The organism is Amycolatopsis sp. NPDC043887 (genome assembly GCF_056435665.1).
Genome location: NZ_JBWKEB010000033.1, coordinates 13,738 through 29,657 on the forward strand (window position 1 = coordinate 13,738; position 15,920 = coordinate 29,657).

Genomic DNA, 15,920 nt, shown 5'->3' on the forward strand with positions numbered 1-15,920 from the left:
TCAGTGCAGGGAAGGCGCGACGTACGGGGTGGTCTGCTGCGGCTGGTCGTCGGCGGGGTCGTGCTCGAAGCCCGCGGGGGAGGAGGTGGTCTCGGGAGCCGGGTCGGTGTCCAGCCCGGTCGGGTCGACCTCGTGGCGGACCAGTTCGGCGGCGACGGCCTGGCGGACCGCGTTGCGGCGGAACAGCCGTTCCTGGCGGCGGGCGGCCTTGCCGACCACGACCATGCCGACGCCGAATCCGACGACCGAACCCAGGAAGAACTGGATCGTGAAAATGTGCTGGATCATCGGGCACCTCCGGCGATCGCGCGCAGCTCGGCGGCCTTCGGCGACCACTTCACCGTGTAGGCGTAGGACCGGTCGACCGTGACGCCCTGGTGGGCCAGCAGCTCGAGCGCGGCCGGGATGTTGCGCTCACCGAGGTGGTCGAACGCGGCCTGAACGGCTTCCTTCTTGTTCAGCGCGGCACCGTTCAGGCGGAAGTCGTCGGCTACGCGAAGACCGTCCGGAAGAACACCTTCACCGCGTCGATCGTGCTCATCAGCCAGTTCCACCCGGTCTTCACCGCGTGCCCCACTCCCGTCGGGTCGTCCAGGAACAGCGTCACCAGCGCGATCAGAATCACCAGCGTCGCCAACCCCTTCACCAGGCCGCTCAGTCCGCCGCCCGACTTCACCGGAACCATCGATCCCCTGCTCATCAGCGTTTTCCTCTCCGTTGTGTTCCAGCGCGGCGTCCAGCTCGCGCAGGTCTGTGGTGGTGAGCCGCTCGGCAACCGCGGTGCGCACCGGGATGGTGGGCAGGCCGCGCAGCTCACGGGCGCGCTGCAGCGCTTCGTTCGGGTCGGTGATCTGCTCGATCACGGCGACGCGCCAGGCGCGGGCGGTCATCGGAAGGTCAACCAGCCAGCGCAGCAGGCGGAATTTCGGCAGCGGCGCCTCGATCGCTCCGAGGTCGCGCAGCTGGTCGCGGCGCAGAGCGCGCAGCGTGACGTCCCACAGCACGACGGCCGACAGGGACGCGATGGCGAAGTAGAGCGCGGCGGCGACGCTGCCCTGCTGGGTGGTGTAGGCGTGGAAGGCGTTGAAGCCCGCGGCGACCATCGCGTACAGGGCGGTCAGGAACCGCGCGCCGAAGGCGGAATCACCGGCGAGGATCGCGCGGATGGCCAGGGCACCGGCGTAGAGGGCGGCGCCGTCGAGGGTGAGGGGGACCAGGTATTCCCAGCCGTCGGTGAGCTTGAGCAAGTCGCGGCCGGTGGAGACCAGGCCGTGCCAGCTGGCGGCGGCCGGGGCGATCACCACGACGGCGAGCGCGAACACCGACATGCCGGTGAGCAGCTTGCGCTTCGTCTCGTCCTTCACAGATCCACTCCGTTCCAAGTTGCTTCCTAGGATGACCTTTCTAGGACAACACGTTAAGCCTTCTAGAATGATCTGTCTAGACCGAGTGGGTAAAATGCGGCGGTGAGCGAACGACGAGCCACCCAGATAGCCGACGACCTGCGCGCCCAAGTCGAGCGGGGCACCTACGCACCCGGACACCAGTTGCCCAGCGTCAGCGCGCTGATGAACCACTACGGCGTCGCGCGGCAGACCATCCAGAACGCCATCGACCAGCTGCGCATCGAAGGCGTCGTCGCCACCCGCAAAGGCGCCGGCGTCTTCGTCGACGACCGGCAACACCAGGAAGTCGTCCGCACCGAGATCGACCACGGACAACCGCGCACCATCGAGCGGGTGACCAGCCGATTCGCGACAGCGCAGGACCTCGAAGAGCACTCCGACCTCAAGGTCGGCACGCTGGTCTTCGCGATCACCCGCACCGCCTACGACACCGACGGCCAGGTCACGCACTCCGAACACGAAGTCATTCCGGCCAGCAAGCACGAACTGGTCTACGTCGTGCCGAGCGGATCGCCAGCATGAGGCGCTCACCATCAGGCCACCGCCTGAACGAACGTCGCGATGCCCTCGATGGCGCCGGCGAACAGCGAGACCAGGCCCCGCACAAACGCCGCGGCGCCCGTCGGGTCCTGAACCGCGAAAACCACCAGCCCCGCCACCGCCAGGAACAGGATGAAGTTCCGCACGCCGTGGCTGCGAGTCGCGACCATCTGCTGACGCCTCATCCTGACCTCCGAGTTCGTGTCCGCCCCGCTGTGAGGCATGCCATGAGCTTCGAAGATCAGTCGCTGTGTCGGTGACCTCCGACACATGTCACTGACACAGCGCCGACAACACCGACAACACGCCGACAACCGCCTGACCTTCGCGTTCATGTCCGTCGTGGACGTGTCTCAAAGATCAATCCGCGCGCAGTGAATTGGGAGATGCGCCAGGGGTGCGGCACACCCCGCACTGGTCGGCGCACCCCAGGTTGACCAGCAATTTCGTGTCACACTCGAGTTGGACCGCGAGGAGGAGGAGACCTCTTGAGCACCGACACGTACAGCACCATCCCCGCGTGGGCGATCCGTATTCGGACGGAGCGCACCGCGCGGGAGTGGTCGGTACCGCAGGCCGTGAAGGCCTTGATGGCGCACGCGACCGACGAAGAAGCGAAGAGCCTTCCGTCGGCGGACACCCTGAAACGGCGCTGGCACGAGTGGGAAGCCGGCGACGCTGATCCCAGCAAGGGGCAAGGCTTCTACGCCCCGATCATCGCGCGCACCTTCGGCGTGGCGCGGTACGCGCTCTTCCCGCTTGAGCCGCACGAGCGGCAGTCCGGCCTGCTTGTTCCCACAGGGATGGAGACCGTCGACATCCTCGCGCGAATCAAACGCTCCGACGTCGACGCTGCCACCCTGGAAGCCCTGACTCGCACGGTGGACATGCTGTGCAGCGAGTACCCGTACATGCCTCCCGAGCAGCTGGTCCAGGAAGGCCGACAGTGGCTTCGACGCGTGGTCGACCTGCGCGGCCAACGACTCACTTTCGCGCAGCACCGCGAACTCCTGGTGATGGCCGGATGGCTTTCCTTGCTGGTGGGCTGCGTTGAAAACGACATGGGCGACCGTCGCGCGGCAGAATCCACCCGCAAGATGGCGCTCTCTCTCGGTGAGGAAACCGGCAACGGCGAGATCGTCGGATGGGCGTACGAGATGCGCGCCTGGTTCGCGCTCACCGACGGCGATTACCGCGGCGTCATTGCCGCCAGCAGGGCAGGCGCCGAAGGTGCGAAGACGCACAGCGTTGGGGTTCAGCTTTTCGCGCAGGAAGCAAAAGCATGGGCGCGGATCGGTGATCGACGCCAAATGGAGGTCGCACTCGACAAGGGCCGAACCCTTCTGGATTCGTTGCCGTATCCCGAAAATCTCGATAATCACTTCATCGTCGACCCCAGCAAGTTCGACTTCTATGCGATGGACTGCTACCGAATCGCCGGCGTCGACTCTCTCGCGGAGACCTACGCCAACGAGGTGATCCGGACCAGCACGCGACCGGATGGCACGCTCGGCAAGCCAATGCGTGCGCAGGAAGCCGAAGTCACGCTCGGAATCGTCGCCGGTCGAAACGGCGACGTCGACAGCGCCGTCGCACATGGCGAAGCCGCGCTCAGCGGAGACCGGAAATCCCTCTTTTCCCTGCTCATGGTCAGTGGCGAGCTAGGCAAGCTGGTGCACGATCGCTACGCCTCGAATGCCGCCGCGCAGGACTATCTGACGCACCTTCGCGACCTGCGAGTATCTGCCTAGTCGTCGTTGCGGCGACAACACCGACAACAACGCCGACAGGCACCGACAACGCCGACAAGCGATCACGGCTGCCAGGCTCCGAGGGGTGAGGATCAATGACGCAGCCGCGGGAGACCGTGCTGGTCGCGCAGCAAAACCTTGGCCGGGCGCTCGCGCATTGGCGCGGCGTCGCCGGTCACGGACAGCACGGCCTGGTCGAGCTGCTCAAGAAGGCGGTGCACGCTGGCCAAGCGCCAGGCGTGCATCCCTACACCCGATCCTCACTGGCCAATTTCGAGGCAGGGCGACAGCGGCCGGACCGGCTCTTCTGCGAGTGGGCCGACGCAACGCTCGGGGCAGGAGGACAGATCGTGTTGGCATTTGAGGCGATGGAACAGGCCGTAGCGACGCTGCATGAACGCTCGCGGCCTGCCGCCGTGACCATCGCGGGCGACTGGCGCCGCGCGGATCACCACGTGGCGCAGGCACCGATCGCGTCACCACTGGACGACGTCATTCACAACGCGTTCGCGGGTTCGGAAACGTCCGGGTCGGACATGTTGGAGGGTCGAGTGCTGGCTGCGCATCACTCCGCTACCGAGCAGGGCAACGGCCTTTCCGTGGTGGTCGTCGGCGGTTTCGCAGGGTCCGGGAAGTCGGAATTTGCGCGGTTCCTGTCGGCGGCGGCGCGATGGGCTCGGCTGAACAAGGACACGATCACGCGGCCGGTCGTAGAGCAGCTTCTCATCGCGCTCGGTAGCGACCGCCACGATCGGCATTCCGACCTGTACCTCACGAAGGTCAGGCCATGCGAGTACCGCGCGCTCATGGACGCGGCCATGGAGAACCTCGACGCAGGGGTGTCGGTGGTGCTCGACGCGCCGTTCATCCGGGAGCTGTCCGACGAAGCGTGGTTGACCCGGTTGAACAACAACTGCAGGGCGCGCGGGGCCACGCTGTCGGTGGTTTGGGTGCGTTGTGACGTCGAGTCGATGTACGACTACCTGTCCTATCGGGGCGCGGCGCGTGATGATTGGAAGCTGTCGAACTGGTCCGACTACGTCGCGACGATCGATCCCGACTTCCGGCCAGCCTTCCCGCACTACCTGGTCGACAACCGACTGAACGCGGCCACCACGCTGGTTGAGCAGGCCGACCGGATCGTGAAAGCGATGCGCCATGGTGAATAGCCGCGGTGTCCTGCTTTACGGACCGCCGGCCGCGGGGAAGGACACCATCACCGAGCAGCTGGTCACGCTCGGCCCGTACGTGCATTTCCAGCGGCTCAAGGTCGGGGCGGGCCGGACCAGCGGCTATCGCATGGGCACGTCCGAGCAGCTGACGACGCTGCGCGAGCGCGGGCAAGTCATCTACGAAAACCAGCGTTACGACGCGACCTACGTCATCGACCGTGGAGAGCTGGACACCATCGTGCGCGAACGCGGGCGGGTTCCGGTGCTTCACGTCGGGCAGGTCGACGCCATCCACGCGGTGCGCAGCGGCTACCCGCTGAACTGGACGATCGTGATGGTGTTCTGCCCGCGGGGAGAGGCTGAGAAGCGGCTCATCGGGCGTAACGACGCGCGGGTCGACGAGCGCCTGGCGGTGTGGGACGACACGCTCGCCGAAGCCGACCCGACGCTGTTCGACCTGGTCCTGAACACCGCCGCATTCGAACAGGCACACGCGGCCGGTTTGATCGATTGGTGCCAGCGCCACCGCCAGTAGTCCACTTAAGACACCATCGCACACCCTGTTTTCCCTTCCATTACAAGGAAAGGAGTGTTTCGCATGCCCAGAATCCTCGCGAGCTGCGAACCCGACGATCAGACGGGCGTCGACCTTCTCCGTCGCCTCGATGATGCCGACGTCCTGCTCTACGACCCGAATGAGTCCGCCCTGACCGCAGCGCAGCAGAACGCCGACATTCTCGTGGTTCCCTTCCGGGGCAGTCACCGACCGATTCCGCTGATCAAGCAGTTGCCCCACCTGCAGATGGTGCAACTGCTGTCCGCCGGAACCGACGAATGGGCGCCACACGTTCCTGTCGACGTGGTTCTCGCCAGCGCGAGAGGTGGGCACGCGCATTCCGTCTCCGAGTGGGTCCTGTCCGCAGTGCTCTGCCTGTACCGCGGCTGGCCCACGCTGCTGGACTACCAGCGAGCGGGCGTGTGGGCGCACCGCAAGGTCGACCCGGAAACGGTCGCCGGAAAACGGGTCCTCGTCATCGGCGCCGGCCACATCGGCGCAGCCTCAGCCGAGCGACTCCGCAAACTCGACGCCACCACCACGCTGGTCGCGAGTGCCGCACGAGACGACGTACACGCCGCCACCGACATCCCGGACCTGATCAGCGACCACGACATCATCGTCATCGCCGCGCCCCTCACCCCCGACACGCGCCAATTGGTCGACCAGGGCTTCCTGGCAGCGATGCCCGACGGCGCGCTGCTGATCAACGTCGGCCGCGGCGAGATCGTCCACACCGACGCGCTCATCACCGAGCTGCAGAGCGGGCGACTGCGCGCGGCACTGGACGTCACCGACCCCGAACCCCTGCCCGCAGACCACCCGCTGTGGACATGTCCGGGCGTCATCATCAGCCCGCACATGTCGAAGAACGCCCCTGGAACCGCGCGACGCTGCTGTGAGGTCGCGGTGCAGCAGATCAAGACCTTCCTCGAAGGCGGCGTGCCGTCGAACATCGAACGGCGCCGCTGAGCACTGTTTGCGCTGGTACTGCCGTTTTCCGGCGTCAAGAGCTAGCCTCCCAAGAGAGCCCGATGATCGCGAAGGAGAGGGGAACTCAACGTGAGCGGAAGGCCAGAAGCAGGCGGGAACGCATGGGACGCCAGCGGCTCCGACCTCCCTGACGACTGGAAGCCCTGGCGACCAGGCGATCCCAGCACGATCAACGAAGCGCCCAGCAGCTACGCGGCCAGCGCCTTCGCATCCGACGGCATCTACCGCCCCTCCCCCGACAGCACTGCAGGGGAGCGCGGTCACGAGACTGACCAAGCAGGCCCGGAGCCGAGCAAACGGGGACAGCGCACGCGCTGGTGGACCGAAGAGAGCGCGCCCCGGAAATTCCGCGAAGGCGACACGGTCAAAAGCTCCGAAGCGATCGGCGGACCGTTCATGCGTCACGTCGACCCCGGAACCCGCGGGGAAGTGGTCGGCAGACGAGACGGTCTCTTCGGCGACGAATACCTCAAGGTCAAGTTCAGCAACGGCTACACCGAAGAGGTCAAACCTGACGCTATTCAGCGAGACAGCTGGTTCTGACCAGCCGAAACCCTGAGGGGGGAACCATGGCAAGGCGCTACACCCACATGATGGTCGTACCCGTCGAACAACGGCGGCCGCGGAACTGGGCCGCCTACGTCGCGATCGGGTGCGGACTCGCCGGCGCGTTCGTCATCGGCCAGATCTTCACCTTCGTACTCGCCGTCATCGGCGGCGGCCTGCTTGGCGGCGTCGTCTACAGCACCTTGCGACGGCGGCGTCGACCACCGACCTGGTAAGGCTGTGTGCCTGGTCGTACGCACAGTCTTTACGCACAAAGGAAGCCCGCCCACGTTCAGTGGGCGGGCTTCCTGCATTCCCTACTTGCTCTCGCCCTTCAAGCGCTCTTTCACTGCCGTGTAGACCTTGTCCGCGATCGGCTCACCGTTGCGACCTGCGCCGCGCTCAGGGCTGGGCTGGGAGGTCGTGCCGTTGCTCGTGGTCATGCTCTTTTCCTTTCAGGGCCTAGTCGTTGCCGGAGCAGCAGGGGCAGGTACCGCAGTGCTTGGTGTTGCCCTCACCGGCGTGCCAGCAGTCCAGACAGGTTTCCATGATGCGCTTCCTTTCCATTGTGTTACTGGGGTTTGCAGGTTCCGCCAGGCGGCGGCGATCGTGGATGCTTCGTTGCGGAGTGCGCGACGCGGGTCTACTGATTAGCGGAGACGATCAACGGGCAGTCGTCGCAGGAGATCCACTGACCCTGCACATGGGTGTTTCGGTGATCGCAGTTCTCCACGTCGGGCTTCATGACCGAATCCCAAGCCTCTTCGGCTTGCTGCCTCTTGCTCTTGCCCATGAACGCTCCCTGCTGGGTTTCCCTTGGGGCTGTCTGATCAGGCGGCGACTTGCTGGCTGTCGAGCGCGGCTATCGCGCGGGTGCCGAACCATCGGGCGATGCCGACCGGGACGGCGTTTCCGATCAGCCGCTTGACCTCGGTCGGGCTGCCTTCGAACTGGTAGGTATCGGGGAATCCCTGTCCCCGTGCGCATTCGCGGTTGCTGAGGAGCCGGTGGTGCTGGACGCCGTCGATGAGGGTGGCGACGGCGTGGTGGTTGCCGCCCGCGGTGATCGTGGCGAGTCGATGCTGGTCTGCGCGCAGCGCTCGCGCATGGCGGCGGTAGGTGACCAGGTGCGGGACGTTGTCGACGGTGATCTGGTCGATCTGGTCCGCCACGTACAGGCGGCGAGTGACCTCCTTGCCGGGGTCAGGGTCGATGATGTCCGCGGCCATGACCGGCTGAGCGTCCGGCAAGGTCAGGTCGAGGTCGACGCCGCGGGTGGCGGCGATGAACAGCCGCTTGCGGTTCTGCGCGTGGCCGAAGTCCGCGGCGTCCAGCACGAGCGTCTCCACGGTGTAGCCGAGCGCGCGCAGGCAGTCGAGCCAGCTCGGGTAGAGCGACCAGGCGAGAAACTCGACGACGTTTTCGATCACGATCACCGGGTAGAGGTGCACTTCGGCGGCGGCGATCACGGCCCATGCCGTTGCGCGATCGATCGATCCAGGATCGGCGCGCTTCCGTTCGACGTCAGCGGATGGGCGCTTGCGTCCGCCGGAACGGGCGAACCACACACACGAGGGCGACACCCACAGGAAGTCGGTACGGGGGAAGGTGCGGAAGTCGACTTCGATCAGGTTGTCGTCGCGATGCTCAGTCTCCGGGTGGTTGAGCTTGTGCGTGGCGACCGCGACGGGCCAGTGGTTCGCGGCGATCACCACGTGACAGCCCGCCTGGCGCAGGCCTTCGCTCGCACCACCGCCGCCGCCGTACAGGTCGGTTCCGGTGATGATCACCGCTCGTCGCCTGCTTTCAGGACGCGCGGCAGGTGGGCATGCAGGTGTTCGACCTCGACCTGGTGGCCACGCTGGATCAGGCGTTGGGCGAGCAAGTTGATCAGGGCGCATGCTCGGTGCTTCCCGCCGGCGCAGCCGATCGCGATTGCGCGAGGGCCCGCTGGCAGGGCGGCGTAGTCGGTGAGGTTGGCGAGCAGCTCGCGGGCGCCGCGGGTTTTGAGCACGATCTCCTGGACTCGCAGGTCGTGTCCGTCGAGGTCCAGAATTCCGCGCGCGGCGGCGGGGTCGCGCAGGCGGCCGCGGACGTCTTCGACTCGATCCGCTTCCGGCGGCGGTCCGTCGAGGTGGAGGTAGCCGAACGAGATGAGACGGATGGTGGTCATGGTCAGTTGCCCCATCCGGCGGCGTCGATGCTCTTCTGCAGGTTGGCGCACATCTTGGCCGCCGCGCGGCGGGTGACCGCGTTGTTCGGGATGACGTCGTACGGCTTGCCGTTGTCGTCGCACCCGGTCTGAAACTCGACGTTGTCCTCCGGGGCGCGGTCCGTGGCGTCGACTTCCTGGTGCCGCTGCTTCTTCGTCGGGGCGGGCTTCTTCGACACCGGCGTCGCCTTCTTGCTCGACGATGCCGGGGCATCGTCGGTGGAGGTCTGGCGCGACGGTGTCGACGCCGGGGCGCTGGTCGTCGACGAACTGGTCGACCGGGCCGCCGCAGCGATCGAGGACATTCCGTCGACGACCTCGGCGGCAACGACCTGGGGGCCGATGGCGAGCACGGCGAGCGCGGCACCGGCGGCGAAGAGGACTTTCAGGCTCATGGCGACCTTTCCGATCAAGTAAAAGCTTGTGCTCTTGGTCGTACGCACATGGTTATGGGCAGAGTTTTGCCGGTTTCGGCTAGCGCTTGGCCGTCTTGCAGTTGGGGCAGGTGACGCTGGTGGTCCAGCTGTTCTCCTGCTTCTGGTTGTCGGACTCGAAGACCAGGCCGCACGCGGTGGTGACCTTGCCGTTCCACCACGACCTCTTGCCGAAGTGCACCAAGCTGGCGTTCTTCTTCGCCATCGGATTTCGCCTCCCCTCGTTCTGATCACTGATTTGGTGCCCGGTCGGGCGCCGCTCTGCGATGAGGCCCTTGCGCCCGACCGGACGGATTTTGGGATGGGACGCCGGCGCGAAGCACCGGAGCTTTTCGCTAGGCGCCCGGCAGCAGCCGGGTGACCTCATCGACGGTCGGCGACGTCGTCCAGCACCACGCGTTTGCGTCTCGGTCTCTCGTGCACGTCCAGCCGGAGCGGGACGACAGGGCCGACAACGCCTCAATCTTGAGGATCAGAAGACCGAATGCCGGGGTGCTAGCAGCCCTGGGAGCCCACTTCAGCAGGTCGCGGTGAACGTTGGTCAGGTTCGGTGTCGACGACAGGCGGACGCGACGGGGGGTCGGGTATGGCACCGTGTCGTGTCCCAGCGCACCGGCGAGCGCCGTGGTGCGCATGATCTCGGCAGCGGCGGACGTGTAGAAGCCGGGGCCGCTGATGTCCGGCCGGTGGATCATGCGCAGGCGGTCGGACTCGGTCAGCCCGGTCAGCAGCAGCTGCACGTCGGCGCGGGTCAGCGGGACAGCGGGCGGGGTACGCAGTTCCTCCAGTTCAGCTTCGCGTACGTCAAGGTCGACGCGGCGAGCGTGGCGGCGGCGGAAGAGGCTCATCAGGACTCCATCGTCATGAGCGTGTGGCGGATGAGGTCGGCGTGGTCGAAGGCCAGCTCTCCCGCGCGGCCAGCGAGCGCGTCGGTGACGGGCATCCACGCGACGTCCACCGCGTCGTCGCCTGCCAGCGCTTTGGGGGCGTGCGGGAAAACCGGGGCGGTGTAGACGGCGGACACGATCCGGCCGCGCGGGTCGCGGCCGGGCTGATCAGCCAGCTTCACGAACGTGAGGTCCGCCGCGGTGAGGTCGTCGACGTCGGTCTCTTCCTTGAGTTCGCGCAGCGCGGCGGTGGCGGAGTCCTCACCGGGGTCGACGAAGCCGCCCGGCAATGCCCAGCAGCCGGGGAACGCTTCGGAAGTCGGGGAGCGGCGGATCAGCAGGACGCGGCGAGCGTTGCTGTCGAACGCCTGCTCGCCAGACTCGGCGAACAACACCAGGTCAGCGGTGAAGAACATCGGCGACCAGTGGCCGTCGCTGGCAGCCGGGGCCGGGATGAACTGGTCGTGAGCGAAGAACGGCACCTCGACCATCTCGCGGGTGATCTCGTCACGGCTGTCTTGGGTGAGGTAGTGGTACGCGTCCGGACCGAACTCGAACAGCGTGACGTCCTCGCGCTCGACCAGGCCGCGCACCACCAGCAGGCGGGCCACGCTGGAGGACTTCCCGCCGATGAGGTTCAGCCGGGCGGCGATCACGCGCGCCTTCGAGGAGCCGTCGGTCCACGGGTGGGTGTCGTTGTGGGTTCGGACGTAGTGCTCAGCCATCGACGCGGACTCGAACGAGCCGAGAACCTCGGCGGCGCGAGCCGGGGCGGCTACGACGTAGGTGCGATGGGCGGTCTGGTCGGCGAGTACCTTCGTGAGCTTGTTCGTCACGGGGTTGAACCTTTCGATCGTGTCCACTTAGTGGACATTCTGCGACGGAAGCATGTGCGACCGATACCCCCAAGCGGGTGAAGCTTGGTCCTACGCACATACTTCTACCGCGAAAAAGACTGTGCGTTTGATCTTGCGACCATCCTTTAAGATCTACCCATGACCCACATCATCGGCGTCATGTCGCCCAAGGGCGGCGTCGGCAAGAGCACGATCACGTGCGGCATGACCGCCGTGATCAGTCGCTACACCACACGTCGGGTGATGGTGCTCGACTCCGGCGGGCAGGAAAACACGCTGCCCTACCTCGAGGGAATCAACAAGAACGGCGAGCTGCTGAACGTCGACTTCGACTACGCCGACGACCCCCACGTCATCGCGCAACTTCGCGAGCTGCACAGCGGCCACATCTTCACCCTGATCGACCTTCCCGGATACAAGAAGGCACAAGAGCAGAAAGCGGCCCTCGAAGGATCCGACGGGAAACGCCCCGTCGTCGACCAGCTGGTCGTCCCGATGGGACCGTCGCAGTTCGACATGGAAACCGTCGCGCCGTTCTGCCTGGAAGTCCTCAAGCCGATGGGGATCCCCTACGGCGTGGTCCTGTCCAAGGTGTTCCCGCGCGCCCTGGCCGAAGCCATGGACCTGCAGAGCCAGCTCGAAGCCGCCGGCATCGAGGTGTTCCGCACCATCGTGCGCGACTACCGCGGCGTCCGCGACGCGCAGCAGGCACGGCGACCGATCACCACCTTCGGCGGAAAACACGCCGAAATCCGCAAGGCCGAAGACGACCTGCGCGCCCTGACCCGCGAGGTCCTCAAACGCGCAGGCTCTCAAATCATGATCCCCACACGTCTGGACGAAGCAGCAGAGGAGCGCACCCGTGGCTAGGTTGAACGTCGCCGCAACCCTGGGAGGAACACAGGCCCCGGCAGACGACACCAAGAAGGCCGACCCTGCGCCCGTAAAACCTGCAAAACCAGAACCTCCCGCGGGGAAGGGGGACCAGGCGAAGAAGCCCAGGTTGCCGAAGATCCCGGAGCAGCCCGTCAGTGACGACGACAGCACGCCGCTTCCGAACGAGCACGCCCCTGAGGCTCCCCGGAAGAACAAGGGGCGCGTCGCCGTCCCCATGCCCGAAGACATGCGCCGGGACCTGGCGCAGGCGCGGGTCGACGACGGCATCGAGGCGACCGTGCGGATCCGCGCGATGGTCGAGCTGTGGCAGAAGGACATCCGGCTGCGTCGGCGGATCGACAAGCTGGCGCGGGTTCGATCGGCGGAACTCATCGCGCACCGCTGGCCCGCCGACGCCGAATAGCCTCACGCACACAAGAGCGGCGGCAGCATGTTCGTCGAACACCACGTCGACGTCATGCCGCCCCCCGCCGGCCACCCTGCACGCAACGACGACGAGGTCAGCAAGGCGATGTGAATTATTCGGAGCAAGTACTATTCCCCCGCTTCTTCCGTGATGAGCCAACTGCGGGAGACGCTGGTTTCGTGGTCACCTCGAAGCCGAAGCGGCGACGCTGCGCCCAGTGCCGACAGCCTCTCCCGCGCAGCGCAAGCTCGCGACGCCGGTACTGCTCGCCCGCGTGCGTCGCTCGGGCTTACCGGGCGCGCCGACGCGCCCGGCTCGCTGATTTCCGGCAGCGCGGCCTGATCAAGGCGATGGCCATCACCGGCCCGCCACCGCCACACCGGAACCGTCAGGCGTACGAACGGTGGTGTTCCTACGACGTGGCAACCATGGAGTTAGCCAGCTCGATCATGGACCGGGCCGCGTGCCCTGTATGCGGCGCGATGGTTTGGGCAGGCGTGCGGCGACGCGTCGATGCCCGTTACTGCTCTCCAGCCTGCCGCACCACGGCCTGGCGACGTCGCACGCAACGATGACGCGCAGCCGTCACGCTGGACACGATTAGACGGTCCGCTGTGACGCCTCCGCGTCATGCTTCCTGACGTCGCCGGGCACCTGACTGGGAACTCAGAGTCAGTGCGGCTCGGCGGCTATCCATCGAACCTGACCAGTTTCGCGCACGACGAAGCCTGTGCATCGGCGTCAACGCACAAGCTTCTAGCCGCGCTCCAGCCCTAAATAGTCAGCTCATCGAGCCGTCGGCGGCTACCGTGGACGACATGCCGACCATGCAGGGGAGGCCTGTCCGGCAGGGATCAGCCGGGGGCCGTGTGGAATGGGCGGCGCTGGTGTTCACGGGGACGCTGGCCGTCGTGCTGTGGTCGTTCCTGGGCGACTGGTGGCCATGGGTACTTGCGCTCGGGATTCTGGTGGTGGCCGCGCTCATCGGCGTCCGGCGTCCGGGCGCGCTAGCGGTAGGCCTGGCGGTCGCGGACGTGTGGTGGCTGCTGAGCATCCCGCTGTGGGGCTGGTCGCTCACCTTCGGCGGACTCGCCTTCGTCGCAGGCTTGTGGTGGTCCTGGAAGTACCGGAAGACGCGAGTCGCGTCACCGGCCCCGCCTGCCGTGCGGGGTTCGCAGCTCATGCCGCCGCCCGAATCGCCGAACGAGATCACCGCGCCGATTCCGCGGCTGACGTTTCCGCGCACCGGCCGGGTCCAGATCTTCGGACTGGCCGGCCGCCCGGTCGCGCGCTGGCAGCCGATCGCCGCGCTGGTGGTCGCCGTCGTCCTGCTGACGCTCGGCATCGTCGGGTGGCGACTCGATGCGGCCGCCGATACTCGACGACAGGAAGCCGAGCGGCAAGCGCTGCATGAGCAGTCCGTCGCCAAGATCCTGCCCCGGACCGGGGTGGACGTGGTGTGGGGCATCGCGCGCGCGATCAGCTCCCGCGATCCGCGAGTGATCTGCTTCGCGTTCACGCCTCCCACCGCGCGGGACTTCGCGCAAGCGCACGGAGCCGACCTGTGCGAAAACGCGATCATGCTGCTGGCGGGACAGGTTCCATCCGGGCGCGCATACGAAAACGCGGTCACCGTGATGCCATTGGCCAGCAACGCCGTCACCTACGTCAGCTCGACTCGCATGGTCGTCGACGCCTGTGCGGTCAAGGTCGATCCGCCGACGGCCGGTCCGAGTCGGCTGGGGATCTTCACCATGGATTCCCGCTACGGCGAAGGCTCCCAAATCACCGCGTACGCGAGGTGCTGAACCGTTCTTGTCGGTGGGTGCCGCTAATATGCGCAACGCGGGAAGCAGGGACAACAGCAAGGCACGTGCGTTGGTTCGCACCTCTACCTGGGGCACGCGAGCTTCCTGACGCCGCCGGGCGCCTGGCTGGGAACTCAGAGTCAGTGCAGCTCGGCGGCTACCCGTTTAGCCACGAAAAAGCCTGTGCGTCGACGTCAACGCACAGGCTTTTTCGTCTTCTCTGCTTGATCAGGACTTCTTCGCGGAAGCCAGCCGGCGAAGGCGCTTCGCGACGCCTTCAGGGCTTCCCACCTGCAGCGCGGCCGCGAGCATTCGCAGGCTTGCGCCCTTTTCGTGAGCGGCCTGCAGGACCAGGTCCTCGAACTGGTCCCAGCTGGCCCGTGCGCCGCGGACTTGCTCGAGCAGGGCGACCAGGGCATCGCGGGGCATCTCGTCCAGTTGAGCACCGGCGACCAGCTCAGCGAGTGCGTCAAAAGCTGGACCCGCGGGGGGAGAGGGTTCGGCAGGCGGCGCTGGCGCCTGCTCTGCAGGTGGTGCTGAACCCTCATCGGCGGGCACTGGTGGCACTGGTGGCTGCTCTTTCAGGTTCGCCTCGACCGCGAAACCGCCGGCGACCTTGTCCACGCTGCAGCTCGCCAGGCCGTACGTGCGATCAACCCAACCGAGCCAGGCGTCGACCTCGGCCTCCGACTTGAGAGTTTGTTTCAACGGGCTTTCTGGCATGCGGGTTGCTCCACTTCAGACACAGGGGTCGTCCACTCGGTGGACACGATAGCAACGGAAGTGCGCTCAGGAGCGGTCACACGCCGGCGCGTGCACTTCGAGACGAAATCGCTCTTTTGACTACGCGCTGAACACGCTAACGAAACGCGCGTACTGTATCGGTACGATAACGTGATACTGCCTGATATGCCCGATTTGCCTGCAAGATACGTTTTTAAACTGGTCCACGACGCCGCCGGCGGGACCAGTTTGGTCCGCCGGGACCAGTTCGACTTTGAGCCTCGCGCGAGTTGGTCCGCGTGATTCATGCCCTTCACCTGCAGAAATGTCGCTCGTGGACCAAAGGACCACTTTTTGCACCAATGGTGGGGGTATAGAACGAGCACACACGCGCGCGCATCTGCAGATCACTGTAAATGCTCACTCTATGCAACCATGCCGATTGAGTCTTTACCATGATCGCAAGTACGTACGCACATACTTTTACCTGGACTTTGCTCAGTTTTGACGTCCAAAACGATCAGATACAATGGTCCTTCGCACATGCTTAATGCGGAATTCTCTGTCCACAAGAAGCAGTGTTCGTCCACTGTGGACAGAAAGCAACCGGCGCGATTTCTCTTGCACATCAACGAATTTTGCTCCTTGAGTTCAGAGCTTCCCACGGAGAACAGGTGTCCCCTGAGTGGACGAGCGCAGCGAGGATGAGCGCAGCGATCACCAGATGCCTGG

General features: G+C 65.9%; 22 protein-coding genes. 10 read left to right on the top strand and 12 right to left on the bottom strand.

Going from position 1 to position 15,920, the window contains the following annotated elements; all coding sequences use genetic code 11:
* Both AC069H_RS42175 and AC069H_RS42180 read right to left on the bottom strand, forming a co-directional pair.
* Complete coding sequence (locus tag AC069H_RS42175) at positions 1-288, bottom strand: hypothetical protein (protein ID WP_478236087.1); 288 nt, start codon at positions 286-288, stop codon at positions 1-3.
* Positions 285-1,364, bottom strand: coding sequence for a DUF2637 domain-containing protein (locus AC069H_RS42180; RefSeq protein ID WP_478236088.1), 1,080 nt, complete (start codon positions 1,362-1,364; stop codon positions 285-287). Before AC069H_RS42180 ends, AC069H_RS42175 begins: the two co-directional genes overlap by 4 nt.
* A gap of 102 nt (positions 1,365-1,466) precedes the next feature.
* Between AC069H_RS42180 and AC069H_RS42185 the strand changes: the two genes are divergently transcribed.
* Positions 1,467-1,928 (top strand): winged helix-turn-helix domain-containing protein, encoded by a 462-nt coding sequence (locus AC069H_RS42185; protein ID WP_478236089.1) that lies wholly within the window; start codon positions 1,467-1,469, stop codon positions 1,926-1,928.
* Between the two features lie 11 nt (positions 1,929-1,939).
* On the opposite strand, the gene AC069H_RS42190 is transcribed toward AC069H_RS42185, so the two are convergent.
* Positions 1,940-2,131 carry a hypothetical protein gene (locus AC069H_RS42190; protein ID WP_478236090.1) on the bottom strand — a complete coding sequence of 64 codons (192 nt, stop codon included), beginning with the start codon at positions 2,129-2,131 and terminating at the stop codon, positions 1,940-1,942.
* A gap of 303 nt (positions 2,132-2,434) precedes the next feature.
* On the opposite strand from AC069H_RS42190, the gene AC069H_RS42195 reads away from it, so the two are divergent.
* From AC069H_RS42195 to AC069H_RS42220, 6 genes are all read left to right on the top strand, one after another.
* Complete coding sequence (locus AC069H_RS42195) at positions 2,435-3,697, top strand: XRE family transcriptional regulator (RefSeq protein ID WP_478236091.1); 1,263 nt, start codon at positions 2,435-2,437, stop codon at positions 3,695-3,697.
* Between the two features lie 95 nt (positions 3,698-3,792).
* A complete protein-coding gene (locus AC069H_RS42200; protein WP_478236092.1) occupies positions 3,793-4,866 on the top strand; it encodes a P-loop nucleotide/nucleoside kinase family protein in 1,074 nt (357 codons plus the stop codon).
* Positions 4,856-5,404 carry an ATP-binding protein gene (locus AC069H_RS42205; RefSeq protein ID WP_478236093.1) on the top strand — a complete coding sequence of 183 codons (549 nt, stop codon included), beginning with the start codon at positions 4,856-4,858 and terminating at the stop codon, positions 5,402-5,404. The genes AC069H_RS42200 and AC069H_RS42205 overlap by 11 nt, the downstream gene beginning before the upstream one ends.
* A 63-nt stretch (positions 5,405-5,467) precedes the next feature.
* Positions 5,468-6,397 (top strand): NAD(P)-dependent oxidoreductase, encoded by a 930-nt coding sequence (locus AC069H_RS42210; RefSeq protein WP_478236094.1) that lies wholly within the window; start codon positions 5,468-5,470, stop codon positions 6,395-6,397.
* A 90-nt stretch (positions 6,398-6,487) separates the two neighbouring features.
* The gene (locus AC069H_RS42215) at positions 6,488-6,961 is read left to right on the top strand and encodes a hypothetical protein (protein WP_478236095.1); all 474 of its coding nucleotides are present in this window, start codon (positions 6,488-6,490) and stop codon (positions 6,959-6,961) included.
* Positions 6,962-6,987: 26 nt separating this feature from the next.
* Positions 6,988-7,200 carry a hypothetical protein gene (locus tag AC069H_RS42220; RefSeq protein ID WP_478236096.1) on the top strand — a complete coding sequence of 71 codons (213 nt, stop codon included), beginning with the start codon at positions 6,988-6,990 and terminating at the stop codon, positions 7,198-7,200.
* 81 nt (positions 7,201-7,281) lie between these two features.
* Here AC069H_RS42220 and AC069H_RS42225 read toward each other — a convergent pair whose 3' ends face one another.
* The 8 genes from AC069H_RS42225 to AC069H_RS42260 all read right to left on the bottom strand — a co-directional run bounded on the left by AC069H_RS42225 (position 7,282) and on the right by AC069H_RS42260 (position 11,333).
* Complete coding sequence (locus AC069H_RS42225) at positions 7,282-7,407, bottom strand: hypothetical protein (protein WP_478236097.1); 126 nt, start codon at positions 7,405-7,407, stop codon at positions 7,282-7,284.
* Between the two features lie 200 nt (positions 7,408-7,607).
* Positions 7,608-7,757, bottom strand: a complete 150-nt coding sequence (locus tag AC069H_RS42230) for a hypothetical protein (RefSeq protein WP_478236098.1) — start codon at positions 7,755-7,757, stop codon at positions 7,608-7,610.
* A gap of 37 nt (positions 7,758-7,794) precedes the next feature.
* Complete coding sequence (locus AC069H_RS42235) at positions 7,795-8,754, bottom strand: DNA cytosine methyltransferase (RefSeq protein ID WP_478236099.1); 960 nt, start codon at positions 8,752-8,754, stop codon at positions 7,795-7,797.
* Positions 8,751-9,137, bottom strand: a complete 387-nt coding sequence (locus tag AC069H_RS42240) for a RapZ C-terminal domain-containing protein (protein ID WP_478236100.1) — start codon at positions 9,135-9,137, stop codon at positions 8,751-8,753. The genes AC069H_RS42235 and AC069H_RS42240 overlap by 4 nt, the downstream gene beginning before the upstream one ends.
* A gap of 2 nt (positions 9,138-9,139) precedes the next feature.
* Positions 9,140-9,571: a hypothetical protein gene (locus AC069H_RS42245; RefSeq protein WP_478236101.1), complete on the bottom strand. Its 432-nt coding sequence runs from the start codon at positions 9,569-9,571 to the stop codon at positions 9,140-9,142.
* Between the two features lie 79 nt (positions 9,572-9,650).
* Positions 9,651-9,815: a hypothetical protein gene (locus AC069H_RS42250; protein ID WP_478236102.1), complete on the bottom strand. Its 165-nt coding sequence runs from the start codon at positions 9,813-9,815 to the stop codon at positions 9,651-9,653.
* Positions 9,816-9,945: 130 nt separating this feature from the next.
* Positions 9,946-10,458, bottom strand: coding sequence for a hypothetical protein (locus AC069H_RS42255; RefSeq protein WP_478236103.1), 513 nt, complete (start codon positions 10,456-10,458; stop codon positions 9,946-9,948).
* Positions 10,458-11,333, bottom strand: coding sequence for an NUDIX domain-containing protein (locus tag AC069H_RS42260; RefSeq protein ID WP_478236104.1), 876 nt, complete (start codon positions 11,331-11,333; stop codon positions 10,458-10,460). Before AC069H_RS42260 ends, AC069H_RS42255 begins: the two co-directional genes overlap by 1 nt.
* 180 nt (positions 11,334-11,513) lie before the next feature.
* Here AC069H_RS42260 and AC069H_RS42265 point away from each other — a divergent pair, with 180 nt between their 5' ends.
* The 3 genes from AC069H_RS42265 (at position 11,514) to AC069H_RS42275 (ending at position 14,465) form a co-directional block, all read left to right on the top strand.
* Positions 11,514-12,224 (top strand): nucleotide-binding protein, encoded by a 711-nt coding sequence (locus tag AC069H_RS42265; RefSeq protein WP_478236105.1) that lies wholly within the window; start codon positions 11,514-11,516, stop codon positions 12,222-12,224.
* Positions 12,225-12,357: 133 nt separating this feature from the next.
* Entirely contained in the window at positions 12,358-12,654 is a 297-nt protein-coding gene (locus tag AC069H_RS42270) for a hypothetical protein (protein ID WP_478236106.1), read from the top strand.
* Between the two features lie 821 nt (positions 12,655-13,475).
* The gene (locus tag AC069H_RS42275; RefSeq protein WP_478236107.1) at positions 13,476-14,465 is read left to right on the top strand and encodes a hypothetical protein; all 990 of its coding nucleotides are present in this window, start codon (positions 13,476-13,478) and stop codon (positions 14,463-14,465) included.
* Positions 14,466-14,693: 228 nt separating this feature from the next.
* Here the strand turns inward: AC069H_RS42275 and AC069H_RS42280 are convergent, their stop codons facing one another.
* The gene (locus AC069H_RS42280; RefSeq protein WP_478236108.1) at positions 14,694-15,188 is read right to left on the bottom strand and encodes a hypothetical protein; all 495 of its coding nucleotides are present in this window, start codon (positions 15,186-15,188) and stop codon (positions 14,694-14,696) included.
* Between the last annotated feature and the right edge of the window lie 732 nt (positions 15,189-15,920).

What these genes read in the sequence shown, in the direction of transcription:
- AC069H_RS42175 (WP_478236087.1), bottom strand. Translation starts at nt 288, where the DNA reads ATGATCCAGCACATTTTCACGATCCAGTTCTTCCTGGGTTCGGTCGTC.
- AC069H_RS42190 (WP_478236090.1), bottom strand. Translation starts at nt 2,131, where the DNA reads ATGAGGCGTCAGCAGATGGTCGCGACTCGCAGCCACGGCGTGCGGAAC.
- AC069H_RS42200 (WP_478236092.1), top strand. Translation starts at nt 3,793, where the DNA reads ATGACGCAGCCGCGGGAGACCGTGCTGGTCGCGCAGCAAAACCTTGGC.
- AC069H_RS42205 (WP_478236093.1), top strand. Translation starts at nt 4,856, where the DNA reads ATGGTGAATAGCCGCGGTGTCCTGCTTTACGGACCGCCGGCCGCGGGG.
- AC069H_RS42210 (WP_478236094.1), top strand. Translation starts at nt 5,468, where the DNA reads ATGCCCAGAATCCTCGCGAGCTGCGAACCCGACGATCAGACGGGCGTC.
- AC069H_RS42220 (WP_478236096.1), top strand. Translation starts at nt 6,988, where the DNA reads ATGGCAAGGCGCTACACCCACATGATGGTCGTACCCGTCGAACAACGG.
- AC069H_RS42225 (WP_478236097.1), bottom strand. Translation starts at nt 7,407, where the DNA reads ATGACCACGAGCAACGGCACGACCTCCCAGCCCAGCCCTGAGCGCGGC.
- AC069H_RS42230 (WP_478236098.1), bottom strand. Translation starts at nt 7,757, where the DNA reads ATGGGCAAGAGCAAGAGGCAGCAAGCCGAAGAGGCTTGGGATTCGGTC.
- AC069H_RS42240 (WP_478236100.1), bottom strand. Translation starts at nt 9,137, where the DNA reads ATGACCACCATCCGTCTCATCTCGTTCGGCTACCTCCACCTCGACGGA.
- AC069H_RS42245 (WP_478236101.1), bottom strand. Translation starts at nt 9,571, where the DNA reads ATGAGCCTGAAAGTCCTCTTCGCCGCCGGTGCCGCGCTCGCCGTGCTC.
- AC069H_RS42250 (WP_478236102.1), bottom strand. Translation starts at nt 9,815, where the DNA reads ATGGCGAAGAAGAACGCCAGCTTGGTGCACTTCGGCAAGAGGTCGTGG.
- AC069H_RS42255 (WP_478236103.1), bottom strand. Translation starts at nt 10,458, where the DNA reads ATGAGCCTCTTCCGCCGCCGCCACGCTCGCCGCGTCGACCTTGACGTA.
- AC069H_RS42265 (WP_478236105.1), top strand. Translation starts at nt 11,514, where the DNA reads ATGTCGCCCAAGGGCGGCGTCGGCAAGAGCACGATCACGTGCGGCATG.
- AC069H_RS42275 (WP_478236107.1), top strand. Translation starts at nt 13,476, where the DNA reads ATGCCGACCATGCAGGGGAGGCCTGTCCGGCAGGGATCAGCCGGGGGC.
- AC069H_RS42280 (WP_478236108.1), bottom strand. Translation starts at nt 15,188, where the DNA reads ATGCCAGAAAGCCCGTTGAAACAAACTCTCAAGTCGGAGGCCGAGGTC.